Genomic DNA, 21,973 nt, shown 5'->3' with positions numbered 1-21,973 from the left:
TCCGAATGACGAATGAATTCCGAGAAACCAAGGCGAAGCGCCATTTGGGCTTCGTGATTCATTCGTCATTCGTCATTCGGATTTCGTCATTGGCGCTGCTCCTGGCATCGTGCGACAAACCTGCCGCGCTCCCGCAGCAGCGCCCGGTCCGCGTGCATCTGACCTGCGATGTGAATGGACGGATCGAGCCGTGCGGGTGCTTCACCGGGCAGTTTGGGGGGCTTTCAAGGACGCAGACGGTGCTGATGGCGGAGGGGAAGCCGACGCTGCGGGTGGATGCGGGTGATTCCATCGGTGGAGCGGAGGATTACCACGTCATTCAGTTCAAACACGTGCTGCAGGCCTTCAAATCGCTCGGCTTTCATGCGGTGAACCTCGGACGGCGTGAAGCGGCGCTGGATGTGGAGACGCTGCGCAAGGTGGCGGCCGATTCGCCCGTGCCGCTGGTCAGTGCGAATGTGGTTGATGCGCGGACTCAGGAGCCGATGGCCAGGCCGTGGGTGCAGGCGACTGTGGATGGCGTGCGCTACGGCATCGTGGGCGTCGTTGATCCGAAGTCGGTGGGCGAAACGGATCTCGGCGCGGGTGTGGAGCTGCTCGATCCTGCGTCGGCGATCACCAAGCACCTGCCGGAGGCGAAGAAAGACGTGGATGTGCTCGTCTTGCTGACCTTTGCCCGTGAGGAGCGCATGAAGGAGCTGGCAGCGCAGTTTTTTGAGTTTCAGCTCATCCTGGGTGGTGATGTGAGGCAGCCCTCGCAGGAGCTGTTGCGGGCGAATCGCTCGTACATCCTCGCGACGACGAACCAAAGCCGTGCGCTGGGCTTTTTCCAAGCGGCGCTGAAGCCGGATGGCACGCTGGAGCAGCCAAAGCAGGAGATCATCTTCATGGCGGACGACATTCCGCAGGATGAAGGCATCATTGCCCACGCCGAGGCCTATCGCGCCGAGGTGCGCACGACAAAGCTGGCCATTGATGATCCGCAGCGCACGCGTGATGACGCCGTGCCGGGCGTGCGGGTGGCCGCCAGATACGTCGGCAGCGAGGCCTGCGCCGCCTGCCACGCGGAGGATTATGCGATCTGGCAGAAGAGCGCTCATTCGATGGCGTTCCCGGCGTTGCAGCGTCGTGAATCGGAGGCTGATCCGAGCTGCATCGGCTGCCACACCATCGGTTTCGGCACGGAGAGCGGCTACCGGCGCGAGTTTGCGGGCAAACGGCTGACGCAGGTCGGGTGCGAGTCTTGCCACGGCCCTGGCAGCACCCATGTGGAGCAACGAAACGCACAGCGCACGCAGGGCAGGGAACCTGGCTTCAAATTCCGCCCGCTGGCTGCCGCGGACTGCGTCACCTGCCATCACGGCGAGTTCAGCCGCCCGTTTGAATGGGAGGAGTTCTGGAAGCTCATCGCGCACGGGAAGAAGAAGTGACGGCCGGATTTGATGAAAGTCGTCCGGCACCGCCATCGTCAAGAGCGGGCCATGCGCTTCCTCTTCTGCCTCGCTCTCTTCGCTTCGAGCCTCATCGCCGCCGACACGCCGAACATCGTCATCATCCTGGCTGATGATTTCGGCTACGGCAGCAGCGGCTGCTATGGCGCGGACGGGAAGCTGGTGCAGACGCCGAACATCGACCGCCTGGCCCGTGAAGGTCGGCGTTTCACCGATGCAAACACGACCTCGTCCGTGTGCTCGCCGACACGTTACTCCGTGCTGACCGGCCGCTACTGCTGGCGCACGTCGCTCACGCACGAGGTGCTGGGCACGTTTTCACCGCTGCACATCGAGACCACGCGGCTGAACATGGCCTCGCTGCTCAAGAAGCACGGCTACAGCACCGCGGCGGTCGGGAAGTGGCATCTCGGCTATGGCACGAGCGATGGATCGCCGAAGTGGCGCACGGATTACACGGCGGAGCTTTCACCCGGGCCGCTGGACATCGGCTTCGACTACCACTTCGCCGTGCCGGCCAATCACGGCGACCTCACCGGCGTGTATGTGGAGAACCGCTTCGTGTACGGTTTGCGCAGCGGCAAATTCCCGGCCGGCATGAAGCTGCATGCGCCCGACTCCGACGATCCGAACTTCAAGAAGAACTACGGCCCGGAAGACATGGAAAATGGCAAGGCTACCATCCTGGAACTGGATGCGCCGCGACGGGTCAACGAGCGCGTGATGCCGCTGCTGACCTCGAAGGCGGGCGACTGGATCGCGCAGCAGAAAAAAGGCACACCGTTCTTCCTCTACTACACGCCGGTGGCCGTTCACAACCCGGTCACGCCGGACAAGGACATCGCCGGAAAGAGTGCCGCAGGTCCGTATGGCGACTGGATTCACGAGCTGGATCGCAGTGTGGGCGGTGTCCTGAAGGCGCTGGATGACGGCGGCTTCGCCGAGAACACGCTGGTCATTTTCAGCAGCGACAACGGCGGCGTGTTTCATCCCGAACGCGAAATGCCGCAGACCACCGCCTACAAGGCCGGGCTGAAGGTGAACGGCAGCCTGCGCGGCAGCAAACACGACGTGTGGGAGGGCGGCTTCAAGGTGCCCTTCCTCGTGCGCTGGCCGGGCCGCGCTCCGGCAGGCTCCGTGTGTGATGACATGATCAGCGTGGCCGACATCCTGGCGACGACGGCCGCGATCGTCGGCGAAAAACTGCCCGCAGCCGCCGTGGCGGCTGAGGACAGCCACAACGCGCTGGCGGCCTTCACCGGCGCGAAGGACGCGGCTCCGACACGCGACCACATGTTCATCCACAGCGCCGACGGCGTCTTCGCCATCCGCAAGGGACCGTGGAAGTGGATCGAGGGCGAACCGGTCAGTGAGATCAAACCCGGCGTGCGCAAGTCGCGTGCGGATCAATTCAAGCCGCAGCTTTACAACGTGAAGGACGACCCGGCCGAAACGACCGACGTCAGCGCCCGGCATCCGGAGGTGGTGAAGGAATTGAGCGCGCTCGTGAATCGTTATCGCGACGGTGGTTACAGCCGCGAACTGCCGCCAATCGTGGCGAAACCCAAACCAGCTGAGCTTCCGCCGCTGACGGGCAAGACGGTGACCGAGGTGGACTTCAAATCGATGCCGGAGAAGCCGTGGACGAGCCCCCGTGGCGCGTGGAAGAGCGAAGACGGTGCGATTTGGAACACCCGACCCAAAGCAGCTGACCAAGGGGTGACGCTGAGCGGGCCGCTGCCGATCACCGACGGTGTGTTGCAGTATGATTTGAAGCTGCACACAGCAGGCCGGCATTCGCTGCGCATCCACACGGTGGGAAACAAGCATTCCTTCCGCGTGGTGGTGAGCAGCACGCAGATCGAGATCACCAAGAACCCCGATCCTGGTCAGGGCAAGGACCAGACGGAGCCGCTGGCTCGGGAGAAAATCAAACTGCCGGCCGAGGAGTGGCAGACCTTGCGTGTGACCTTGGCCGGGAGTCAGATCACGGCGCAAATCGCCGGCGCCACGGTCAAAGCCTCCCACCCGGTCATCGCCGAGCCAAAACAGCAGCTCAATTTGATCGTGTTCGATGGAGAAGCTGGTTTCCGGAACCTGCGGATCGTGAATTGAGGCCGCCGCGTGCCAGCGCGACGGTCAGCGGCAGCCAGAACAGCAACCCTTCAAAGCGTGGGGCGGTGGCGAGGGAGGTGAGGGACTCGCCATCGAACAGCAGGCCGCCGCAGCCGAAGGCGAGCAAGGCCAGCCACACGGCATCGCCTTCCGCTGAAACACGCCATGCGCGGCGGAAGGCCAGCACGAGGAGGGCGAGCAGCAGCAGCGCACCGATGATGCCGCCATGGACGAAGGTGGCGAAGAAGGCGCTGTGCAGGTGGCACATGATTGCGCTGTCAGCGCCGGGTTGCAGCTCGCATTGCCACACTTCGCGGATCCCCCACTGGCCGGTGCCGGACCAGACATCGTCGATGGCTGTCCACCCGGCGTGGTAGATGTCGATCCGCCGGCTGTCGCCGCGTTCGATGGCCTGCTGCAACGGATGCACGACCGTTGGCACTGGTGCGGCGCCTTTCTCCGCGTGCCATGAAGCGATGTGCGAGAAGACTGGAGCACTGGAGAAGTAGATCGCACCGCTCAGGACAAAAACAGCCAGCGCTGCGATGCCACGACGCCAGCCACGCGCCGCGAACAACGCCACATGGCCTGCGGTGAGGGCCAGCATGGCTCCGCGACTGCCGGAAAGGAACGCCGCCAGGTGTAGGAATGCGACGAATCCCCACATCACACGACGGCGGCTGACGGAGGGTGTGTTTTCCACCTCTGCTGCCAGCCATAACGCCGCAAAGCCAAAGATGAGTCCCGTGCAGACCGGATTCAGGCCGCCATGGACGAGCAGATTCTGCAGGCGTTCACCCGGCTGGTGCTCTGGCAGGATGAAGGTACAGAGGCTCAGGCTGATGAAGGCGGCGGCTCCGGCCGCGCAGGCGTTGATCCAGGCCATGTGACGCAATAGACGGCGATCCCGGGCCAGGGGCCAGAGCACGGCGCAGAACAACGCGAGCAGCGCCGTGCCGCACAGCCCACGCATGACCTCGGTGACGGCATGGCCTTGCCTGACGGTGTCACCCAGACACGAGCGCAGCGTCATCCACAGCAGAAACGCGGTGATGAGCCAGGTGCCGGCGTCCATCGGCCTGCGCTGCAGCATGGACGAGCGTTCCGACCATCCGAAGGCGAAGCAGCCTGCGCAGGCCAGCCAGCCGAGGTGCAGCCATTCATTCGGCAACACGGAGAATCCTGCGAGGTAGCCGGCGATGGCGGCTTTCGCCAGGAGGCCCTGCGCGCCACCGAGGGACCATGCACGCCCTTCTTCGCGGCCGTGAAACCATGTCGCGGGATTCAACGGCGTCGCATTCATGGTTCAAAGCTGCTTTCGTCCGATGAAGATGCCGTAGCTCCACAGGCCGCCGTAAGCGGAGAAGCGGTCGTTGAGCAGCGGCACAAATTTCTGGCCCAGGCGCGGCCAGAGATGATTCTCCATGCGGACATGGTTCACTCCCATCCATCGGCGGAACCAGGAGAAACGGCTGTGCGAAAAATCCACGACGGCGATGACGCCGCCGTCTTCCAGATCGCCCCAGGCGGCGTCGATGGCCTGCTCCCAGCCGGGATTGAACATCGAGAGCGCGTAGGAGAACAGCACGAGGTCGAAGGGCCCGCCTTCCGCATGCACCGGCAGCGAGTAGGAGCGGCGCAGCAGCGTGACCTGCCCGTCAGCCTTGCCCGCGGCGATGGCGAGCATCTGCTCCGACAGATCGACACCCGTGACATGCGCCTCAGGAAACAACCGCCGCAGTGACACGAGATTCCGCCCGGTGCCGCAGCCGACTTCGAGGATGCGGCGCGGATTTGCCACGCGGAGAACACGCCGCAGCACCTCCTCACGGCCGAAGAGGAAGCTCCAGCGCGTGCCGTCGTAGATGCGGGAGTGAAGCCGGTAATAGCGCTCCAGCGCGGTGTTTTGAGCGGTCGTGGAGCTCATGCGATGACTTCTGCGAAATGCAGGCTGCCATAGGTGCCGACGCGGTCGAGCTGATGCAGCGCCTCCGTGCGCTGCGGGAAGAACCGCAGCCGCGAACGCACCGGCTCCGGCACAAAACTCAGATCCAGACCGGCGGAGCGCATGAGCACCTTCGCTCCCGGGGCGCTGTTGGCGAGGATCAGCTCCCATTCGTCTAGCAGCGCGGCGGTGTCGTGCGCGGCCAGCCAGTCTTGATGGTCCAGCAGCACAAAATGCGTGTAGAGGCCGGGATGCTCCCGCAGGAAATTGGACACCGTGGTCGTGTGCGGCGTCAGGCGGTCCACCCGATCCTGGAGGGTGAGGAGATTCTCCTGCTTCAAGTAATTCGGGCAGCACCCCAGCGTGTAGGAGCCGGTCATGTACACGCGCCAGAAGTAGTTTTCGGCCATCGGCAGCTCCGTGAAGACGTGGCGCAGCTTGTCCTTCACGTAATCCGTGAGGCCGCCCGGGTAGGAATCCTGGATGAGCTTGATCTGCGGACGCGGCACGCCGAGCAGGGTCATGAGCGTGGGCTGGCGCAGCAGCCAGTGGCTGAACGGGCCCCACACCTCGCGCTCAAACATCGCGTAGGCCTCGCGTTGCTCTTGGAGGGAGCGGGCATCAAGCAGGCAGGCGGCGAAGTTCTTGATGTTCGGCCGCAATTTGAAGAGCGCATTGCCCATGACCCAGGCGGCGATGCCGGAGGTGCCGTGGTAGTAGAAGGACTTCTTCAGGCTGGCCGGATTGAAAAAGCCGATGCGCCGGTCCCAGAACTTCCTCGCCGGCAGGCTCAAGGTGCCGCGCACCCTGCGGTAAACGGCCTCGTAGCGTGGGTGGGCGCCCAGTCCGAACATTTCAAAGAGCTCGTCGAAATCGCCTTTGCGGATGAGTGCCTGTTTGAGCTCCAGCAGGGCGTTCTGGCGGTAGTTCATGTCCACCGCGTGGATTTCCGCCGGTCCATCGAGCAGGTAGTCGAGCGCGTTGCATCCAGCGCTGGTGATCATGACCACGCGGCTGCTGCCGTTCAGCTTCATCAGCTGCCGGTCCAGCCTCGGGTCCTCCCAGGCGGCGTTGTAGATGAGGTTGGAGTTGTGGACATGGCGGAAGACCATGTCATGGGCCGATTTCAGCAGGGGAGTCGGTTTGCGTCGCGGGGAGTCGAGCAGCTTGGGCATGCGCGGGACGTGTTCCATGCGCCACCGATTCCGCGACTGCCGCATTGCACCTGTTTCGTCACATGGGCGGGGTTTGGCGCGGGAAGAGCGCGGCCCTCGCACGCCTGACGGTGCCGATCCTCAATACAGCAGGAAGCTGATCTCGCTGTCCGTGAACTTGGTGGTGTCTTCGACGGCCAGCAGCGCTTCGGTCTGGTAGGCGGCTTCCCAGGCGGTTTCCGCCGCGGGAAGATCCGGCATCACAGACTCGGCCAGAACGGGCTCTGGAACGGCTTTCACGGCAGGAACCGCCACCGGGACGGCAGGCGGGTGATTCACCATCTGGGGAGACGCGGCTTCCGGCTGCATTTGCAATACCGCCACCGTCAAAGCCACCGCAGCGGTCGCGCCGGCGGCAAAGGCCCAGGCGCTTCCCGGACTCACCGTCTCGGACCACCAGGCACGAACTCCCGCGAACCAACCGCGGTCTTGCGGAGTTTGGCGGGCGGCGCGGACGACATTCTGCGTGAAATTGGAACGCGCCTCGATCCTGCGGGCCTGGGCCAGCAATTGAGTGAGAGGATCTTCGGGAGAAAACGGTTCCATGATGTCAAAAAAACCGGCGGACAGGCCGGAAGTTGCAAAAAATTTCAGCCTGGAGGCCATTCCAGGCTGCGTCCGGCCAGCAGATGCACATGCAGGTGCGGAACGGACTCTCCCGCGTCCCTGCCATGGTTGATCACGAGCCGGAAACCCTTGCTGGTGTCCTTGATGCCAAGCTTCTCGGCGATCTTTCCCGCCGCGAGCAGCAAGGCGCCCAGGGTGGCCTGATCCTCGGCCCCAGCCTCGCCCACACGCGGAATAAGCTTTTTCGGCACGATCAGCACATGCGTCGGCGCCTGGGGGTTGATGTCATTGAATGCCGCCACCAGATCGTCCTCGTAAACGAGCGGGGCCGGGATTTCGCGGTCGATGATTTTTTGGAAAATGGTCTTCTCAGACATGGCGCCGATGGTAGTCAGCCTCGAAGGCGGCGCAAAGGGCAAAGAGCAGAGGGCGCAGAGTCACGGAATGGCCTACGCAAGCGTTGCGACATCTCTTTGCTCTATCTGAACAGCTCGGGCTGGCGTCCATCACGCGGGCGGCGTTCGCCGAGACTCTTGATCTCGTCGATGAACTCGCCCACGTCTTCAAACTGACGGTAAACCGAGGCGTAGCGCACGTAGGCCACGTGATCGATGGCTTCCAGGCGGCGCATGACCTTCGCGCCGATCACGGTCGAGGGAATTTCGCGGTAGCCTTCCTCCTCAAGCTCGTTCGCGATGTCGTCCACGAGTTGTTCGAGCTGCTCCATCTTCACCGGGCGCTTTTCGCAGGCCTTGGTGACGCCGCCCATGAGCTTGTCGCGGTTGAAGTTCTCCCGTGCGCCGTTGCGCTTCACCACCCGCAGCTCCTCACGTTCGACGATCTCATAGGTCGTGAAGCGGAAGTCGCACTTCATGCACTCCCGGCGGCGGCGGATGGCGTGCCCCTCCCGCGCCTCGCGAGAGTCGATCACTTTGTCCTGGGAACTGCCGCATTTGGGGCAACGCATGGTGTGGGGGTCGGAAATGTGCGGTCTCGCAGGCAGCAAGGCAAGTTCCTTCGTCGTCGGGCTTTAAGCGGCCCGTTTCCAGGGTATTCGTGCCCCATGTCCCGCATCATCCTCGGCATCACCGGTTCCATCGCAGCCTACAAGGCGGCGGACCTCGCCAGCCAGCTCACCAAGGCCGGCCATCGCGTGACATGCGTGCTGACGAAGTCCGCGCTCGAATTCGTCACGCCGCTCACCCTGAGCACGCTGAGCAAGAATCCCGTCATCACCGATCTCTTCGCCGAAAAAGAAGGCTGGCAGCCCGGTCACATCCAGCTCGCCGACGAGGCGGATTTGCTCCTCATCGCACCCGCGAGTGCCAACGTGCTAGCCAGCATGGCACACGGCTTCGCCAACGATGCCCTGACCGCCATCGCCCTCGCCACCCGCGCCCCCATTTTGATCGCCCCGGCCATGAACGGCAATATGTGGCAGCATCCGGCGACGCTGAAGAACGTCGAAACCCTCCGCGGCTACGGCGCTCAATTCGTCGAACCCGCCGAAGGCATGCTCGCCTGCGGTTACGAGGGCGTGGGCAGGCTCGCTGAGGTCGAAACGATCCTGACTGCGGTCGAATCGTTGCTCAGCGCGAAGAAGTAACTCGCTTCAGCCACTCGCGGGCTTTGTCACGGGCAGAGCTCGGGCGCAGCGTCCAAGCGTCGTTGTGATTGCGGAAGCCGGTGCCGAGGAAGGTGAGATCGGCTTGTGGCGCGAGAGGGCGCAGGTAGGCCTCGGTTTGCTTAGCGTTCGCGCCTTCGCCGCAGATGAATTGCGGGCGGTTGCCGAGGCGTTGGAGGCGGGTGAGGGCGGATTCGCGATCGGAGGCGGGATAGGGCCACTTGTGGACACCATCGTAGTGGCTGTAGGCAAAGAAGGCGCACCAGAGCTTCGCGGTTTCGTCGTCGTGGAGGCCGAGGTAGCTGCAGGCAATGGCTCCGCGGGAGAAGCCGGCGAGCACGACTTTGGTTTCATCGCCGCTGAAATCGCGGCAGAGGCTTTGCACGCTTTCGCGGAGGTGTTTGAGCGTCGGCTGAGGGTCGTAGGATGGTTTGTCGCCCCACCAGGTGATGGCGATTTGATCGCCTTTGGCATTCAAATAGGGCACGCAGAGCCAGATGAAGCCTTTTCCGCCGGAGAGGCCGTAGCCGAGGTTGCTGCCTTCCGGCAGGCCGGTGCTGACATCGCCATACTTGTTCTTGTAACCGCCATTTCCGGCCAGTTCGACGATGACGGGCCACTTCGTGTCAGCCTTCCAATCGGTGGGCAGGTAGAGGACGTTGAGCCCGAGACGGACGCGTTTGCCTGCGGCGGGCGTGCCTTCGCTCAAAGCGGGCACGACGAGATCCGGCGGCACGGTTTGGATGTCCGGCAGCTCGGCGGCGACGAGCAGCGACGGGAGCAGCAGGAGTGCGAAGAGCAGCGTTTTCATTTCAGAGGAACGCTCCACAGATGGCCGCCGGAGGTAATGAAGAGTGTTTTGCCATCTTTGCCGCCAAAGGCGCAGTTGCAGCACTCGTCGGGAGAGGTCGGGATGAAGTCGATGAGCCTGCCGGAGGGCGAAAGGATGTAGCAGCCGGCTTTGAAGCGTGTCGTTTCGTAGTCCGTGGCCTTGTTCGTGCCGGCGGCGACGTAAATGCGGCCCTCGGCATCCATTTTCATGCCATCGGGGCCGCGACCGTCCTTCCAGTCGAAGATCACTTTCCGCGTGCCGGGCTTCACATCGCCGTTTGGATCGAGCGTGTAGCGCAGCAACTTCCGCGAGCCGCCGTGCGTGTTGTTATTGTTGTCGGCGATGTAGAGAAAACGGTCGTCTGGAGAGATGAGGATGCCGTTGGGACGCTCGAGAATCGCAACGCCTCCCCCATCAAGTATCAGCTTTACATTTTTAGGGCCATCAATGCGATACACTCCCTCTCCGTGGGTGTGCGGGTGGAATGTGTCTTTTAATAGATTGTCGATGTTGTTCTCGATCACCTTTAATCTGGCTGCACCACGCAAACCTGCTGTAAGACCTGGACCCGTGAAGAACTGTGGCTGAACGGGAAAGGGAAATGAAACGAGACACTTTTGGCGAATCTCCATCCCCGCACGCGAGCCATAGCGTGGATCGGTGAAGTAAATCCGGCCCTTCGAGTCCATGCAGAGGTCGTTGGGTGTGTTGAAACGTTTTCCTTCGAAGCGATCCGCCAGCACGGTGATGCTTCCGTCCTTCTCAGTTCGTGTCACTCGGCGCAGGCCGGACTCGCAGGCGACGAGGCGGCCTTCACGGTCGAAGAGCAGGCCGTTGGAGGCGTTGTGGCGGAAGACGGTTGTTTTGCCGTCCGGGCCGAGGCGGTTGATGTGCTTGCCATCGGTGAAGTAGAGCGAGCCGTCCTTCCACGCCGGGCCTTCGGTCGCTCCGATGGCTCCGTGGTCTTTGGGCACCGCTCCGGGCACGATGGGCGATCGCATGGACGAGCAGGAAGTGAGGAGGAGGCCCGGAAGGAGCAGCAGGATGGGTCGAAGGGACATGGCTGGGCGATTGCAGTAGATCGGAGGCCAAAGAGCAAGCCCGTCGTTGCTTTGGCACGATTTTGAAAATCATGCCAAAAGGCTCTTGAATCGTGCCATTATCACGCCAAAATCGCGCCAATCATGCCAGAAATCACGCCAGAAGCCCTGAATCGCGCCATATCCGAGGTCAGCAATGGCCTCGGCATTGACGAGATCGTGGCACGATTCGGCGAGGAAGCCTCCCGCCGCACGCTGCAACGTCGTTTGGACGAGATGGTGCGTGCCGGGCAGCTTGAGCGGGTCGGCAAAGCACGGGCGACGAAGTATCGGACGGCCCAGCCGCCGACGCAGCCTGCTCCCGCGCCGGTTTCCATCCCGCTTTCCGAGTCGAATCTCCTCCGCGAGGACCAACCTGCCGACGCGGGCGATCCGCTCCGGGAGCTGAAGGACTACTTCCGCGAGCACCACAGCCTGCGGAAGCCCGTGGGCTACCGTCGCGAGTTCCTCGACGGCTATGTGCCGAATGAAACGGCTTGGCTGCCGGAGAATCTGCGGGCGCACCTGCGGGTCCGCGGCTTGCCGCCGGACATGGAAGGCATGCCGCCGGGCACTTACGCCCGGCAGGTGATGGACCGGCTCGTGATCGACCTCGTGTGGAACTCCAGCCGCCTCGAGGGCAGCACCTTCTCCCTGCTGGAGACGGATTTCCTCCTCCAGCAAGGCCGCAGCGATGACCCCGCGCGGCAGCAGGAGGCGCTCATGATTCTGAATCACAAGGCGGCCATCGAATTCCTCGTCGAGGAGCCGGAACAGCTCGGCTACAACCGCTACACCTTCCTCAACCTGCACGCGATCCTCACGGAATACCTGCTGGAGAGCCGGAAGGTGGAGGGAGCCCTGCGCACGAAGCCGGTGGGCATCGGCGGGAGTGTTTTTCATCCGACGAACAACCCCGCGCTCATCGAGGAGTGCTTTGACCTCATCCTGCAAAAGGCCGCGGCCATCCACGATCCGCTGGAGTGCTGCTTCTTCCTCATGGTGCAGATGCCTTATCTGCAGCCCTTCCTCGATGGGAACAAGCGCACCTCGCGTCTCGCGGCAAACATCCCGCTCATCCGCGGAAACATGTGCCCGCTGTCCTTCACCGGCGTGCCGGTGCGGGATTACACGACGGGCATCCTCGCCGTGTATGAGCTGAACCGCGTGGAGGTGCTGCGGGAGGTCTTTGTGCATGCCTACGAGGAGTCGTGCATCCGCTATGGCGTCATCCGCGGCGAGATGGGCTCCCCGGACCGCATCGCCATCGGCTACCGCATGGAGCTGAAGGACCTCGCCCGCGAGGTGGTCGTGAAACGCATGACCAAGCCGCAGGCGGCGGACTTCCTCCGTCGCTGGACGGCGAAAAACATCACCGCCAGCGACCGCGAGCACTTCCTCGAGCTCATCGAGGAGCGGCTGCTCTCGCTTCATGCGAACAACCTCGTGCGCATCAAAGTGCGCCCGAGCGAGTTCGACGCGTGGTGGCCGGTGTGGAGCGGTCAGAGCACGAAATGACCGTGCGGCTTGCAGTCGGGAGGCAGGGAACTTAGTTGGGGGAGCAATGCTCACGCGAATCCTGCTTCTCCTTGCCTCCTTGACCGCCGCGGTTTCCGCACAGAACGCCGCTGTGCCGCCGCCGGCGCGTGAGCTGCGTGGATCATGGATCGCGACGGTGCGGAACATCAACTGGCCCTCGGAGCCGGGGCTGCCGGTGGCGAAGCAGCAGCAGCAATTGCTCACGCTGATCGAATCGGCGGCGAACTTGGGATTGAACGCGCTCATTTTCCAAGTGAGGCCGGCGGGCGATGCGATGTATGCCTCGCAGATCGAACCGTGGTCGCCGTTTTTGACCGGGCAGATGGGCGTGGCACCATCGCCGATGTGGGACCCGCTGGAGTTTGCGGTGACGGAGGCGCACAAGCGCGGCATGGAGCTGCACGCGTGGTTCAACCCCTACCGGGCGCTGGCAGGAGAGAAGCATGCGCCGAGCGCGGATCACATCCGCCGCAGACATCCGGAATGGACGATGAAGTACAGCATCGACTGGTGGATGGACCCCGGCGTGCCGGAGGTGCGGCAGCAGGCGGTGGCGGTGATGCTGGATGTGACGCGGCGCTACGACGTGGATGGCATCCACATCGACGATTATTTTTATCCGTATCCCATCACCGACGCGAAGAAGCAGAAGATCGAGTTCCCTGACAGCGAGACCTTTGCGCGCTACAAAGCCGCAGGAGGCACGCTGGAGCTGACCGCGTGGCGCAGGCAGAACGTGGATGAAACGGTGCAGGCGATCTACGAGGGCATCAAAGGCATCAAACGGCATGTGAAGTTCGGCATCAGCCCGTTTGGGTTGTGGCGGCCAAATTATCCGGAAGGCACGGGTGGCGGGCTCGACCCTTATGAGGATCTGGGCGCGGATTCGAAAAAGTGGCTGCAGAACGGCTGGGTGGATTACTTCACGCCGCAGCTCTACTGGACGATCAACCGCCCGAAGCTCGGATTCATCACCTACTACGACTGGTGGCTGGAGCAGAACACGCAGGGCCGCCACATCTGGCCGGGCATGAACACCTCGAAGATCGGCGATGATCGCAACGCGGGCGAAATCCTGCATCAGATGAGCGTGCTGCGTGAACGCGGGCTGAAAATGACGCCGGGGCACTTCCACTGGAACTTCGGGGCGTTGCACAAGGACCTGGGCAAGATCGGCACTTACACGAAGCAGCGGGCTTACACCACGCATGCGATCCCGCCAGCCTCTCCGTGGCTCAGCCAGACACCGCTCCCAGCGCCGGTTGTCGGCAAAATCATGCCGGGAGGCAAGCTGACCGTGGCCTGGCAGCACAGCGATGTGCGCTGGATGAGTGCGACACGCTGGTGGGTGGTGCAGGCGCTGATCAATGGCAAGTGGGTGACGTGGAAGTCATTCTTCAAAGACCAGCTCAGCACGGAGTGGCCTGAAAACGCCGCGGCAGTGGCTGTGAGGGCTGGAGGACTCGGCTGGGAGACCGGTGAAGCGGGCGTGGTGATGAAGTGAGCCTTCTCCAAGACAGATCAAACATCGAGATTGGCAGTCTGGATCACTGTTGATAGATCTGGCTCATGAACTTGAGACTATTGGTGATCCTCACTGCCTTTGTGTCGGGCTGTTACATGTTCGATTCGAATCTTCCACGGCCTGAAGGAGTTTATGGGAAGGCTGCAGAGAACACGATCTCTGTGACTTTGGGCAAAGGGTTTAGAAATCCCGGCACGCATCATTTGCCACGCGGAACGACGGTGCGGCAGTTGCTGACGATGACGCCAATGCTCCCCAATCCAGGAGGAGGATCAGAATTGGGTTGGTGGAGCCTAAAGGTCACCCAGATGAAAAATGGCCGGGCCACCGGTTTTATCTCGAAGGAGACGCCCACCGAAAAGGAGCTCGATACCATCCTTGAAGACGCTGCACAGATAACCGTGATCAAATACAATGCCTGACGTGAAACGGTCGCGTGATTGCGGCATGGGACGATAACGTTCTAATTCCGGGGATGGCCGACGCTGTTGCTGGCAGCCGCGTGTCACGGCCTCTCCCGAATGACCATTTGGAAATCGAGCTTGCGGCAGAGCGCACCGTATTCCTGCCGCAGGCCTTCTTCGACCTGTCGCACACCTTGAAGTGTGAGGTTGTTGCGCAGCAACTCGGAGAACAGCAGCACTTCGAAACAGGAGGACAGCAGCCAGTCCACCTCCATCTTGAAGCCGCTGATGGCATTGGCACCGGTCTTCTGCAGGAAGGCCTGGAGGCTGCGGCGGCTGGTGTTCAGCGTGCTGCATGAGCCCAGGTGAATCACACGCCGGTTGAGATTCGTGCCAAGGATGGTGGCCAGATCATCGAGCGTGACTTTGCTGCGTGCTTTCTGCCTGCGGTCGCCGACATGGATGCCTCCGGGTGTGCCGTGGAAGGCGAGGTAAAGCATCGGATAATGCGCGGAGCCTTTGCGCGTCCAGCGACGGCAGTAGTATTCCAGTTCCTCGCGCGTGCCGACATCGCGATGCACAAAGGGGATCGGGCGGTTCTGCGCCTGGGCGAGCAGCTTCAGCACCGGTTTCACCGACGAGGTGCGGTTGAAGTCATTCCTCCAGTCGCCCTCCAGACAGAAAATGCCGTGACCGTTGTTCATGGCCCAACCCTTTCATCCTGTGCCGGGACTGGCAAGCCGGTTGAAGCGGCGTCCGAGATCGCGGTTGTGTCGTATGCGAAGGACCGCATGTTGTTGCCATGAAATCGAGGACGTTTGAAATCCGCGGGCTGCCAGCCGTGCTGATGGTGGGTTTGTTCGCGGTTGTGGCGGTGGGCATCATCGCCCTGTTGTTGATGGTGGGCGCGGCGGTGGCGGTGGTTGGACTCGCCTTGTCAGCAGGAGCGGCCTTGTTTTATGCGGTTCGACGCAAACTGGCACCTGCAGGGCCGAAACCGGCGTGGCATGTGGAAGATGTGCCGGTGACGCAGGTCTCGCATGAAGTTCGTGAGATCGAATTCGAGGTGCTGCCGAAAAAGGACGACTGAGGTGTCAGCTCACGCGCAATAGTCGCGAAACAGGCCGCCCATCATGCAGCCGAGCTGGTTTCCCGGGGCGAAGTTGCCACGCGTGTAGAGCACGATCGCGTAGGGCGTGCCGCGATGGTAGAAGAACAGCGATTCGTGATCCCATTCACCGTAATTGCCGGTCTTGCCGCCGATGTAGGTGATGCTGGCGGGCATGACCCAGCGGCCGAGGCCGTATTGATCGCGACGCATGGCTTCCAGCAGCAACTCGCAGCCGTGGTCGAGGCGGTAGTTCACGCAGCGCTCGTAGAACTCGGCGTAGAACCGCGGTGACTGCCAGTTCTGGAGGATCTGCACATCAGGGAGGTTGTACTTCCGCTCAAAGTACTGCTCATCCGCCGAGTTGAGGCGGGCCATGAGGTAGAACCAGGCCGCGTTGATGCTGCGGTCACAGGCGTAAACAACGTTCTGGAACTCCTCGCGGGTGAGGTTGCCCTGGCGCTTCTCCAGCAGCACGGCCGAGACGGCGGGTTTCGGCATGGAGCAGCCGAAGAAGGTTTTGTCGGCCTGGAATTCGGCGAGGTAACGGCCGGTGGCGAGGTTCTTCACGGCGTAACCCACACGCGGATCACGGCGATGCGAACGATACACGGCCTCCATGCCGGAAGTCCATGGCCGGCCATGCGCAGCGTGCGGCCGGAAGCGCAAACGGGCTCCGGAGGCGAGGAAGCGATTGTGATACTCCCACTGCGCCCGCGTTTTGCGTGCGCTAAAGCCGAGCATCGAGGTCGTGGAAGCCGCGCAGCCTGTGAAAGCGAGAGGCAAAGCACCGATCGCACGACGCAACCACGTGCGGCGTGTTTCTTCCGGCGATGAAGGCTCAGCTTCGAACATCGTGCCGGAAAATGAGCGCATGCCGTGCCGTTGCCACCCGGAAAATGTGAGAAGATTGTGCCTCGGGGGGTCTGTTCGGCCTTCAGAGCCAGGCCGGGTGGCGGGGGTGGAATCCCTGTTTGTCGCGGCCGGGCACGCGCCAGCGGGGGCCTTCACCCGCACGCTGGCCGGAGGTGTCAAAACGCAGGCCGCAGACCTCCATGAACACGTGGTGGCCGGGGTTCACATAAATGGTGACGTAGTTTCCCGGTCCCGGGAGCCCATAACGCAGAAAGGCAGCGGAGGTGGAGGCGTGCTGGAGCAGGCCGGAACGATAAAGCACGTGCGAGATGGAGCCGGAGCAGTCAAAGCCGTTATCGAAGAGCACCTGGTGCCCGCCGCCCCACTTGTAGGGCTTGTCCACGATCTGATTGGCTGCTGCGACGATGCGGTGCACGACCTCTGGATGGCTGACGTGGGCGAAGGCGTGGATGCCGTTGAAGTAGAGCGGCGCGACGGGTGGTGAGGTCCAATACCAGGCGGCGGCGCCCGCCATGCCGACGGTGCTCCACAATCCCAGCCGCCGAATCCACTGCCGACGGGTCTGCAACTGCCGCGTGCAGGCGGCCTCCGGCGTGTCGGCCAGTGAATCGGGGATGTCCAGCTCCTGCTCTTCTTCCATCGGCCGGAAAGCTAGAGTCAGGCGTGTTTCCGGCAGGTGAATGAGGCTTCAAAGCCGTCTGAGGGATGGTTTACCTTGTCCGCCAATTGCCGCTCAAACGCGGGAAGAAAAAAGAAGGGACGCCTCGCGGCGTCCCTTCGTGGGTTGATCGTGATGTGAGTCGTGGATCGCGGATTACTGACCGCCCGGACGCCATTCTTCGGTGGCGAACTTGAAGGCCTGCTCCAGGCCGACGAGGTCGGTGCTGGGGCGGAGGGCTTCGAAAGCGGCGCTTTCCTTCTGGATCTCGGCGTCGCTGTAAGCCATGGCCTTGATGGAGAGGCCGATGCGGCGCTCCACCTTGTCCACCTTGATGACGCGGGCTTCGACTTCGTCGCCCACATTGAGCTTGTCCTTGACCTTCTCGATGCGCTCCTCGCTGATCTGCGAGATGTGCACGAGGCCGTCGATGTCGTCTTCGAGCTCCACAAAGGCGCCGAAGCTGGCGATCTTCGCGACGCGGCCCTTGACGATGTCGCCCACCTTGAAGCGGGTGTCGATGATGGACCACGGATCGGTGTCGAGCTGCTTCATGCCCAGGCTGATGCGCTGGTTGGCCTTGTCGATGCCGAGAACGACGGCGTCCACTTCCTGGCCCTTCTTGAGCAGTTCGGACGGATGGTTGATCTTGCGGGTCCAGCTGAGGTCGGACACGTGGATCATGCCATCGATGCCTTCTTCCAGCTCCACAAAGGCGCCGTAAGCGGTGAGGTTGCGCACCGGACGCTTGAGCTGCGTGCCGATCGGGTAACGGACGTCGATGTCGTCCCACGGATTCGGCTCGAGCTGACGCACGCCGAGGCTGATCTTGCGCTCGTCCTTGTTGATGCCAAGAACGACGGCGTCGATGACCTGGCCGACGGTGAGAACATCGGACGGACGGGCGATGCGCTTCGTCCAGGAGAGCTCGGAGACGTGGATGAGGCCTTCGACGCCTTCTTCCACTTCCACGAACGCACCGTAAGCGACGAGCTTCGTGACCTTGCCGCGCACCTTGTGACCGACAGGATAGCGGCCTTCGATGTTTTCCCACGGGTTGTTCTGAAGCTGCTTGAGGCCGAGGGAGACACGCTCCTTCTCGCGGTTGACCTCGAGGATCTGGACTTCGATCTTCTGACCGATGCCGAGCATCTCGGAAGGATGGTTGAGGCGGCCCCAGGACATGTCGGTGATGTGGAGGAGGCCGTCCATGCCGTTGAGATCGACGAACGCACCGAAGTCGGTGATGTTCTTGACGATGCCGATGACCTTGTCGCCGGGAGTGACGCCTTCGAGGAACTTCTGGCGCTGCTCGGCACGCTCGGCCTCGATGACTTCGCGGCGGGAGAGGACGATGTTTTTGCGCTCGTCGTTGATCTTGACGATCTTGAACTCGAACACCTTGCCGACGTACTCGTTGAGATCCTTCGGCGGAATGATGTCGATCTGGCTGCCGGGGAGGAAGGCTTCGACGCCGACATTGACCATGAGGCCGCCTTTGACGACGCTCTTGACCTTGCCCTTGACGAGGCCGCCGTCCTTGAACACGGCGTAGATTTTCTCCCAGTTCTGACGATGGGCGGCCTTCTCCTTGGAGAGCACGACCATGCCTTCGTCGTTTTCGAGACGTTCGAGGAGGACTTCGACTTCGTCGCCGACCTGAATGTCTTCATCTTCGAACTCGTTGGAGGGGATGGCCCCTTCGGACTTGTAGCCGATGTCCACGAGGACGACCTGCGGTTTGATTTCGAGGATCTTGCCTTTGACAATGGATCCTTCGGAGAGCTCGCGGAAAGAACCTGCGATCAGGTCGGCGAGCGTAGCGGATGCGTTCATTTAACTTAACGGGTTGGGAGCGTTGGGGTAAAAACCGCACGGGCACTTCCGCTCCGGAGGCGCACGGCGGGCTTTCGTCCTGCGGCACCAGAGGGCACCCGGACAAGAGGGCCGGGATAGTCGGGGAGAATCGCCCTTTGGCAAGGAGGAAGATGGACGGAATCAAGGGGCCGCCCCGGGGCGATTTTCTGCCCGTTATGGCTCACGCAGGTCCACTTTCCTGTCGCCGGGGAGCTGAACTTCCAGGACCTCATACTTCCACGGGCTCCCGGAAGCCTTGTTTGCCTTCACATTCAGAGTTCCTTCGCCCTTCGGGCCGGTGACGGGCAGCGTGAAATCGGCCGAGCCGGCGCCGTTGTTGTAGTTCACGGAGCCTGAGAAGGTCCAGCCCGCTTTGATGGGTGTCCCCAGGGCTTCCTTGACCTCAGCAGACTCCTGCACGCGCTTGAAGGCATGGCTGTAGACGTCCGTCTCCCGGATGATGCCGGTGGCGAAGAAGAAAATAACGGCACTCAGCACGGCGCCGAGGACGATCAGTCCCAAACAGCCGCCACAGCCGACAAGGACCCATTTTGCAGCTCCAGTCTTTTTTGGTGGCAACGGCGGAGGAGCGTTGGGGAAGGGGGACTCGGCGTTCATGGCCAGAGGCTACGAGAAACAACGTTCCAGCGTCAAGCTGGCAACTTGAACGCGGATCAAAGCGTTGGCGGACAGTTCAACCGGACTTCAAAGGTGGTCTCGTCCCCGTCTGAACGTACGAGGCGGAGCTCGGCCCCATTCGCGCGGGCGAGTTCGGTGGCGATGTTGAGGCCGAGGCCGAAGCCATCGGTTTTGCGCGTGTGGGCGGAGTCGCCGCGGAAGAAGCGCTCGAAGAGACGGGCCTGGTTTTCGGCAGGAATGGCCGGGCCATTGTTGGTGAGGGCGAACAAGACGCAGTTCTCTCCCCTGGCCAGACGCAAGGTGACTTTACCGTTGGGACGATTGTATTTGATGGCGTTGCTGAGCAGGTTTTGAAACACCTGCCGCAGCAGCGCACGATCGGCATGCACCTCGATTCCGGGTTGAATCTGCGTTTCGAGCGTCAATCCGGCCTGTTCGCAGAGGATTTCGCCATCCTCGACCAAACGGCCGAGATCGGCGCTGAGATCGTAGGTTTCAGGATGGGTCGGCAGGCGGCCGGCATCGGCCTGGGAGAGCAACAGCAGGCACTGGGTGATCTTTTTGAGCCGGTTCGCCTCGTCGAAGAGGGAGACGAAGTGATCATGCTCGGCGCTGCCAGGCTGGCTGTGGCGCACGGCGTCATCCAACGTGGCGAGCATGATGGCGAGCGGTGTTTTGAGCTCGTGGGAGGCATCGGCGGTGAAGCGCACGGCTTGCTGGAAGCTGGCCTGCAGGCGTTCCATCATGCCGTTGAGCACGTCGATGAGCTGGGCGAATTCGCGGTCGTCGTCCTGGCTCAAATGGATGCGTTCGGCCAGATCGCTGGCGGTGAGGCGCTGGGCGGTGGAGACGACGCGCTCCAGCGGGCGCATGGCGCGTTTGGATGTCCACAAGGCGGCCAGTCCGGCGCACATGAGGCCCAGGGCACCTGCACCCGCATACCAGCGGGCCATGCGATTCACCTCTGCGTAGTAGTCGGTGAGCGAGAGACCGATGAAAATCGTGTAGCTGGGGCTGCCGAAGGCACCGAAACGCCAGTCGATGCCGCCCGAACGTGCGGTGAACGTGGTTGGCTCCCTCACCATGGGCATTTGCGGCCGGAAAGGCAGTTCTTGGCCTTCGGGTGGCGAAGGCCCCGGGGCGGGCGGCAGTCCGAGGAGATCGTCGAATTCCGCGCCCGGAGGTCGTCCGAGACGGCGGCGGCCGCCGGGCATTCCCGGCGCTCCCTCCGGCGGGACGCGATTGATCTCCTCCAAGGTGGGAAAACAGGCGCGGAAATAGACATCCAGGTCTTTCGGGGCGTTTGGCGTGGCAAAAAGGGTCTCGCCCTGGGTGTGTTCCTGCACCACGAGCACGGCATTGGTGGCGTCGTGGGCGGGTGAGGTGCCGAAGACGAGATCGGCGATCGTTTTGAACTCCTCGTCGGTCGTGTAGGGATCGATGCGGCTCCAGACGCGTTGGGCCGGAGCGATGATGCGGTCATCGACACTGCGTTCCAGCGTCTGGCTGGCATACCACCAGGCGGCGATGCCAAACGCCGCCACCAGCGCCCCGGAGACCAGAATTGTCTGCAAGGCCAGGCGGATGCGAAAGCTGCGGGTGTTGGCCGGGATGCTCATGCCGGGGTGACGCGGGGCGATTCTCACGCGGAGACCGGCGGCACGCACGAAGATAAATCGGTTTTAATGATCGGGCGGGGGCTGGTGTCATGCGGCGCGTCTCCAATACGGGGTAACAACCCACTCAAAGCCATGCACCTCGGAGAAGACTACGCCCATGCCAGCCACACCATCGATTCATCCACGCAGGCGGACGCCGCCGCGCTGTACCGCCGCCACTGGGGCGCCCTGTGCGCCTTTGCCCGTGCCCGGGGCTGCGAGGCGCACGATGCGGAGGACGCCGTGCAGGAGCTCTTTGCCAAACTCGTCGCCCGGGGGCAGCATGAACGTGCTGCGGCCATCAGTGATCACGGCGAGCAGGCGGCATTCCTGTTTGCGCGGATGCGCACCCATTTGATCAAGCGCTGGCAGTATCGCACCCGCCAGCGGCGGGGCGGCGGCGCCGGCTGCCTCTCCCTGTGCGATGAGGACGGCAAGAACATCGATGTGCCGGATGATCACGCGACGCCGGACCGCGAGATCGACCGATGCTGGGCCCGCGGTGTGATCGACCGTGCTCTGGACCACATCAGCGTCGAGCTCAAATGCCAGGGCCGTGCCGAGGTCTGGAGCTGCCTGGAGGCAAACATGATCGAGGGAAACCGGGGTGCGCTGCCGCAGAGCGGTGCTTTGCGCACGGCCTTGCATCGGGCACGGAAGCGCCTGCGCCACTTCATTTCCGAGGAACTCCAGGCCATGCATGAAGGCTGCGGATCACCCGGGAAACTCCAGGCCTTGTTCGCCTGAACTTCAGGCTGGGAGTTGCATCACAGTGGTTGAACACCGCCCGCAGCCGGAGTGTCTGAGCGCGTCCCTAGGCCCTCGTCACAATGCGCGCTACTTCCAAGGTTGACGCGTGTTCACGAGCCCCCTTATCCTGCC

22 protein-coding genes are annotated in these 21,973 nt (G+C 62.6%); 8 read left to right on the top strand and 14 right to left on the bottom strand.

The genetic code is table 11. From position 1 onward, the window contains the following. Positions 1–5: 5 nt before the first annotated feature. On the top strand, positions 6–1,430 hold the full coding sequence (locus IAE77_RS17445; RefSeq protein WP_294229098.1) for a multiheme c-type cytochrome: 1,425 nt from the start codon (positions 6–8) through the stop codon (positions 1,428–1,430). A gap of 51 nt (positions 1,431–1,481) precedes the next feature. After that, positions 1,482–3,566: an arylsulfatase gene (locus IAE77_RS17440; RefSeq protein ID WP_294229094.1), complete on the top strand. Its 2,085-nt coding sequence runs from the start codon at positions 1,482–1,484 to the stop codon at positions 3,564–3,566. Here IAE77_RS17440 and IAE77_RS17435 read toward each other — a convergent pair. The 6 genes from IAE77_RS17435 to nrdR all read right to left on the bottom strand — a co-directional run bounded on the left by IAE77_RS17435 (position 3,508) and on the right by nrdR (position 8,259). Further along, positions 3,508–4,869 (bottom strand): O-antigen ligase family protein, encoded by a 1,362-nt coding sequence (locus IAE77_RS17435; protein ID WP_294229091.1) that lies wholly within the window; start codon positions 4,867–4,869, stop codon positions 3,508–3,510. The two genes, IAE77_RS17440 and IAE77_RS17435, sit on opposite strands and share 59 nt — an antisense overlap. A gap of 3 nt (positions 4,870–4,872) precedes the next feature. After that, positions 4,873–5,493: a class I SAM-dependent methyltransferase gene (locus tag IAE77_RS17430; protein ID WP_294229088.1), complete on the bottom strand. Its 621-nt coding sequence runs from the start codon at positions 5,491–5,493 to the stop codon at positions 4,873–4,875. Continuing rightward, positions 5,490–6,686 carry a BtaA family protein gene (locus IAE77_RS17425; RefSeq protein WP_294229085.1) on the bottom strand — a complete coding sequence of 399 codons (1,197 nt, stop codon included), beginning with the start codon at positions 6,684–6,686 and terminating at the stop codon, positions 5,490–5,492. The genes IAE77_RS17430 and IAE77_RS17425 overlap by 4 nt, the downstream gene beginning before the upstream one ends. A gap of 120 nt (positions 6,687–6,806) precedes the next feature. Beyond that, positions 6,807–7,271, bottom strand: coding sequence for a hypothetical protein (locus IAE77_RS17420; RefSeq protein WP_294229083.1), 465 nt, complete (start codon positions 7,269–7,271; stop codon positions 6,807–6,809). Positions 7,272–7,315: 44 nt separating this feature from the next. Further along, positions 7,316–7,669 carry a histidine triad nucleotide-binding protein gene (locus IAE77_RS17415; protein ID WP_294229079.1) on the bottom strand — a complete coding sequence of 118 codons (354 nt, stop codon included), beginning with the start codon at positions 7,667–7,669 and terminating at the stop codon, positions 7,316–7,318. A gap of 101 nt (positions 7,670–7,770) precedes the next feature. Continuing rightward, positions 7,771–8,259 (bottom strand): transcriptional regulator NrdR, encoded by a 489-nt coding sequence (gene nrdR, locus IAE77_RS17410; protein WP_294229076.1) that lies wholly within the window; start codon positions 8,257–8,259, stop codon positions 7,771–7,773. 96 nt (positions 8,260–8,355) lie between these two features. Between nrdR and IAE77_RS17405 the strand changes: the two genes are divergently transcribed. After that, positions 8,356–8,898 carry a flavoprotein gene (locus IAE77_RS17405; RefSeq protein WP_294229073.1) on the top strand — a complete coding sequence of 181 codons (543 nt, stop codon included), beginning with the start codon at positions 8,356–8,358 and terminating at the stop codon, positions 8,896–8,898. Here IAE77_RS17405 and IAE77_RS17400 read toward each other — a convergent pair. Together IAE77_RS17400 and IAE77_RS17395 are read right to left on the bottom strand one after the other, a co-directional pair. Next, complete coding sequence (locus tag IAE77_RS17400) at positions 8,882–9,727, bottom strand: hypothetical protein (RefSeq protein WP_294229068.1); 846 nt, start codon at positions 9,725–9,727, stop codon at positions 8,882–8,884. The genes IAE77_RS17405 and IAE77_RS17400 overlap by 17 nt on opposite strands. Next, positions 9,724–10,809: an SMP-30/gluconolactonase/LRE family protein gene (locus IAE77_RS17395; RefSeq protein ID WP_294229066.1), complete on the bottom strand. Its 1,086-nt coding sequence runs from the start codon at positions 10,807–10,809 to the stop codon at positions 9,724–9,726. Before IAE77_RS17395 ends, IAE77_RS17400 begins: the two co-directional genes overlap by 4 nt. A 123-nt stretch (positions 10,810–10,932) precedes the next feature. Here IAE77_RS17395 and IAE77_RS17390 point away from each other — a divergent pair, with 123 nt between their 5' ends. From IAE77_RS17390 to IAE77_RS17380, 3 genes are all read left to right on the top strand, one after another. After that, positions 10,933–12,345, top strand: coding sequence for a Fic family protein (locus IAE77_RS17390; protein ID WP_294229063.1), 1,413 nt, complete (start codon positions 10,933–10,935; stop codon positions 12,343–12,345). 79 nt (positions 12,346–12,424) lie between these two features. After that, positions 12,425–13,870, top strand: a complete 1,446-nt coding sequence (locus tag IAE77_RS17385) for a family 10 glycosylhydrolase (RefSeq protein ID WP_294229061.1) — start codon at positions 12,425–12,427, stop codon at positions 13,868–13,870. A 65-nt stretch (positions 13,871–13,935) separates the two neighbouring features. Further along, positions 13,936–14,313, top strand: coding sequence for a hypothetical protein (locus IAE77_RS17380; RefSeq protein WP_294229058.1), 378 nt, complete (start codon positions 13,936–13,938; stop codon positions 14,311–14,313). Positions 14,314–14,396: 83 nt separating this feature from the next. Here the strand turns inward: IAE77_RS17380 and IAE77_RS17375 are convergent, their stop codons facing one another. Further along, a complete protein-coding gene (locus tag IAE77_RS17375; RefSeq protein ID WP_294229055.1) occupies positions 14,397–14,999 on the bottom strand; it encodes a DUF6642 family protein in 603 nt (200 codons plus the stop codon). A 98-nt stretch (positions 15,000–15,097) separates the two neighbouring features. Here IAE77_RS17375 and IAE77_RS17370 point away from each other — a divergent pair, with 98 nt between their 5' ends. Beyond that, positions 15,098–15,385, top strand: a complete 288-nt coding sequence (locus IAE77_RS17370) for a hypothetical protein (RefSeq protein ID WP_294229053.1) — start codon at positions 15,098–15,100, stop codon at positions 15,383–15,385. A gap of 9 nt (positions 15,386–15,394) precedes the next feature. Here the strand turns inward: IAE77_RS17370 and IAE77_RS17365 are convergent, their stop codons facing one another. The 5 genes from IAE77_RS17365 to IAE77_RS17345 form a co-directional block, all read right to left on the bottom strand. Beyond that, positions 15,395–16,279, bottom strand: a complete 885-nt coding sequence (locus IAE77_RS17365; protein ID WP_294229051.1) for a hypothetical protein — start codon at positions 16,277–16,279, stop codon at positions 15,395–15,397. 61 nt (positions 16,280–16,340) lie between these two features. Then, positions 16,341–16,919, bottom strand: a complete 579-nt coding sequence (locus tag IAE77_RS17360; RefSeq protein WP_294229047.1) for a hypothetical protein — start codon at positions 16,917–16,919, stop codon at positions 16,341–16,343. 174 nt (positions 16,920–17,093) lie between these two features. Continuing rightward, entirely contained in the window at positions 17,094–18,773 is a 1,680-nt protein-coding gene (rpsA, locus tag IAE77_RS17355) for a 30S ribosomal protein S1 (protein WP_294229043.1), read from the bottom strand. 195 nt (positions 18,774–18,968) lie between these two features. Beyond that, positions 18,969–19,412, bottom strand: a complete 444-nt coding sequence (locus IAE77_RS17350; protein ID WP_294229040.1) for a cytochrome c oxidase assembly factor Coa1 family protein — start codon at positions 19,410–19,412, stop codon at positions 18,969–18,971. Between the two features lie 56 nt (positions 19,413–19,468). Then, a complete protein-coding gene (locus IAE77_RS17345; RefSeq protein ID WP_294229037.1) occupies positions 19,469–21,052 on the bottom strand; it encodes an ATP-binding protein in 1,584 nt (527 codons plus the stop codon). Positions 21,053–21,184: 132 nt separating this feature from the next. Here IAE77_RS17345 and IAE77_RS17340 point away from each other — a divergent pair, with 132 nt between their 5' ends. Continuing rightward, positions 21,185–21,838, top strand: a complete 654-nt coding sequence (locus IAE77_RS17340; RefSeq protein WP_294229033.1) for a hypothetical protein — start codon at positions 21,185–21,187, stop codon at positions 21,836–21,838. Positions 21,839–21,973 lie beyond the last annotated feature (135 nt).

The sequence above is a fragment of the Prosthecobacter sp. genome, assembly GCF_014879935.1.
Classification (GTDB): domain Bacteria; phylum Verrucomicrobiota; class Verrucomicrobiia; order Verrucomicrobiales; family Verrucomicrobiaceae; genus Prosthecobacter.
The sequence above is the reverse complement of the archived record's forward strand: the minus strand, read 5'-3'. Positions and strand labels throughout refer to the sequence as shown.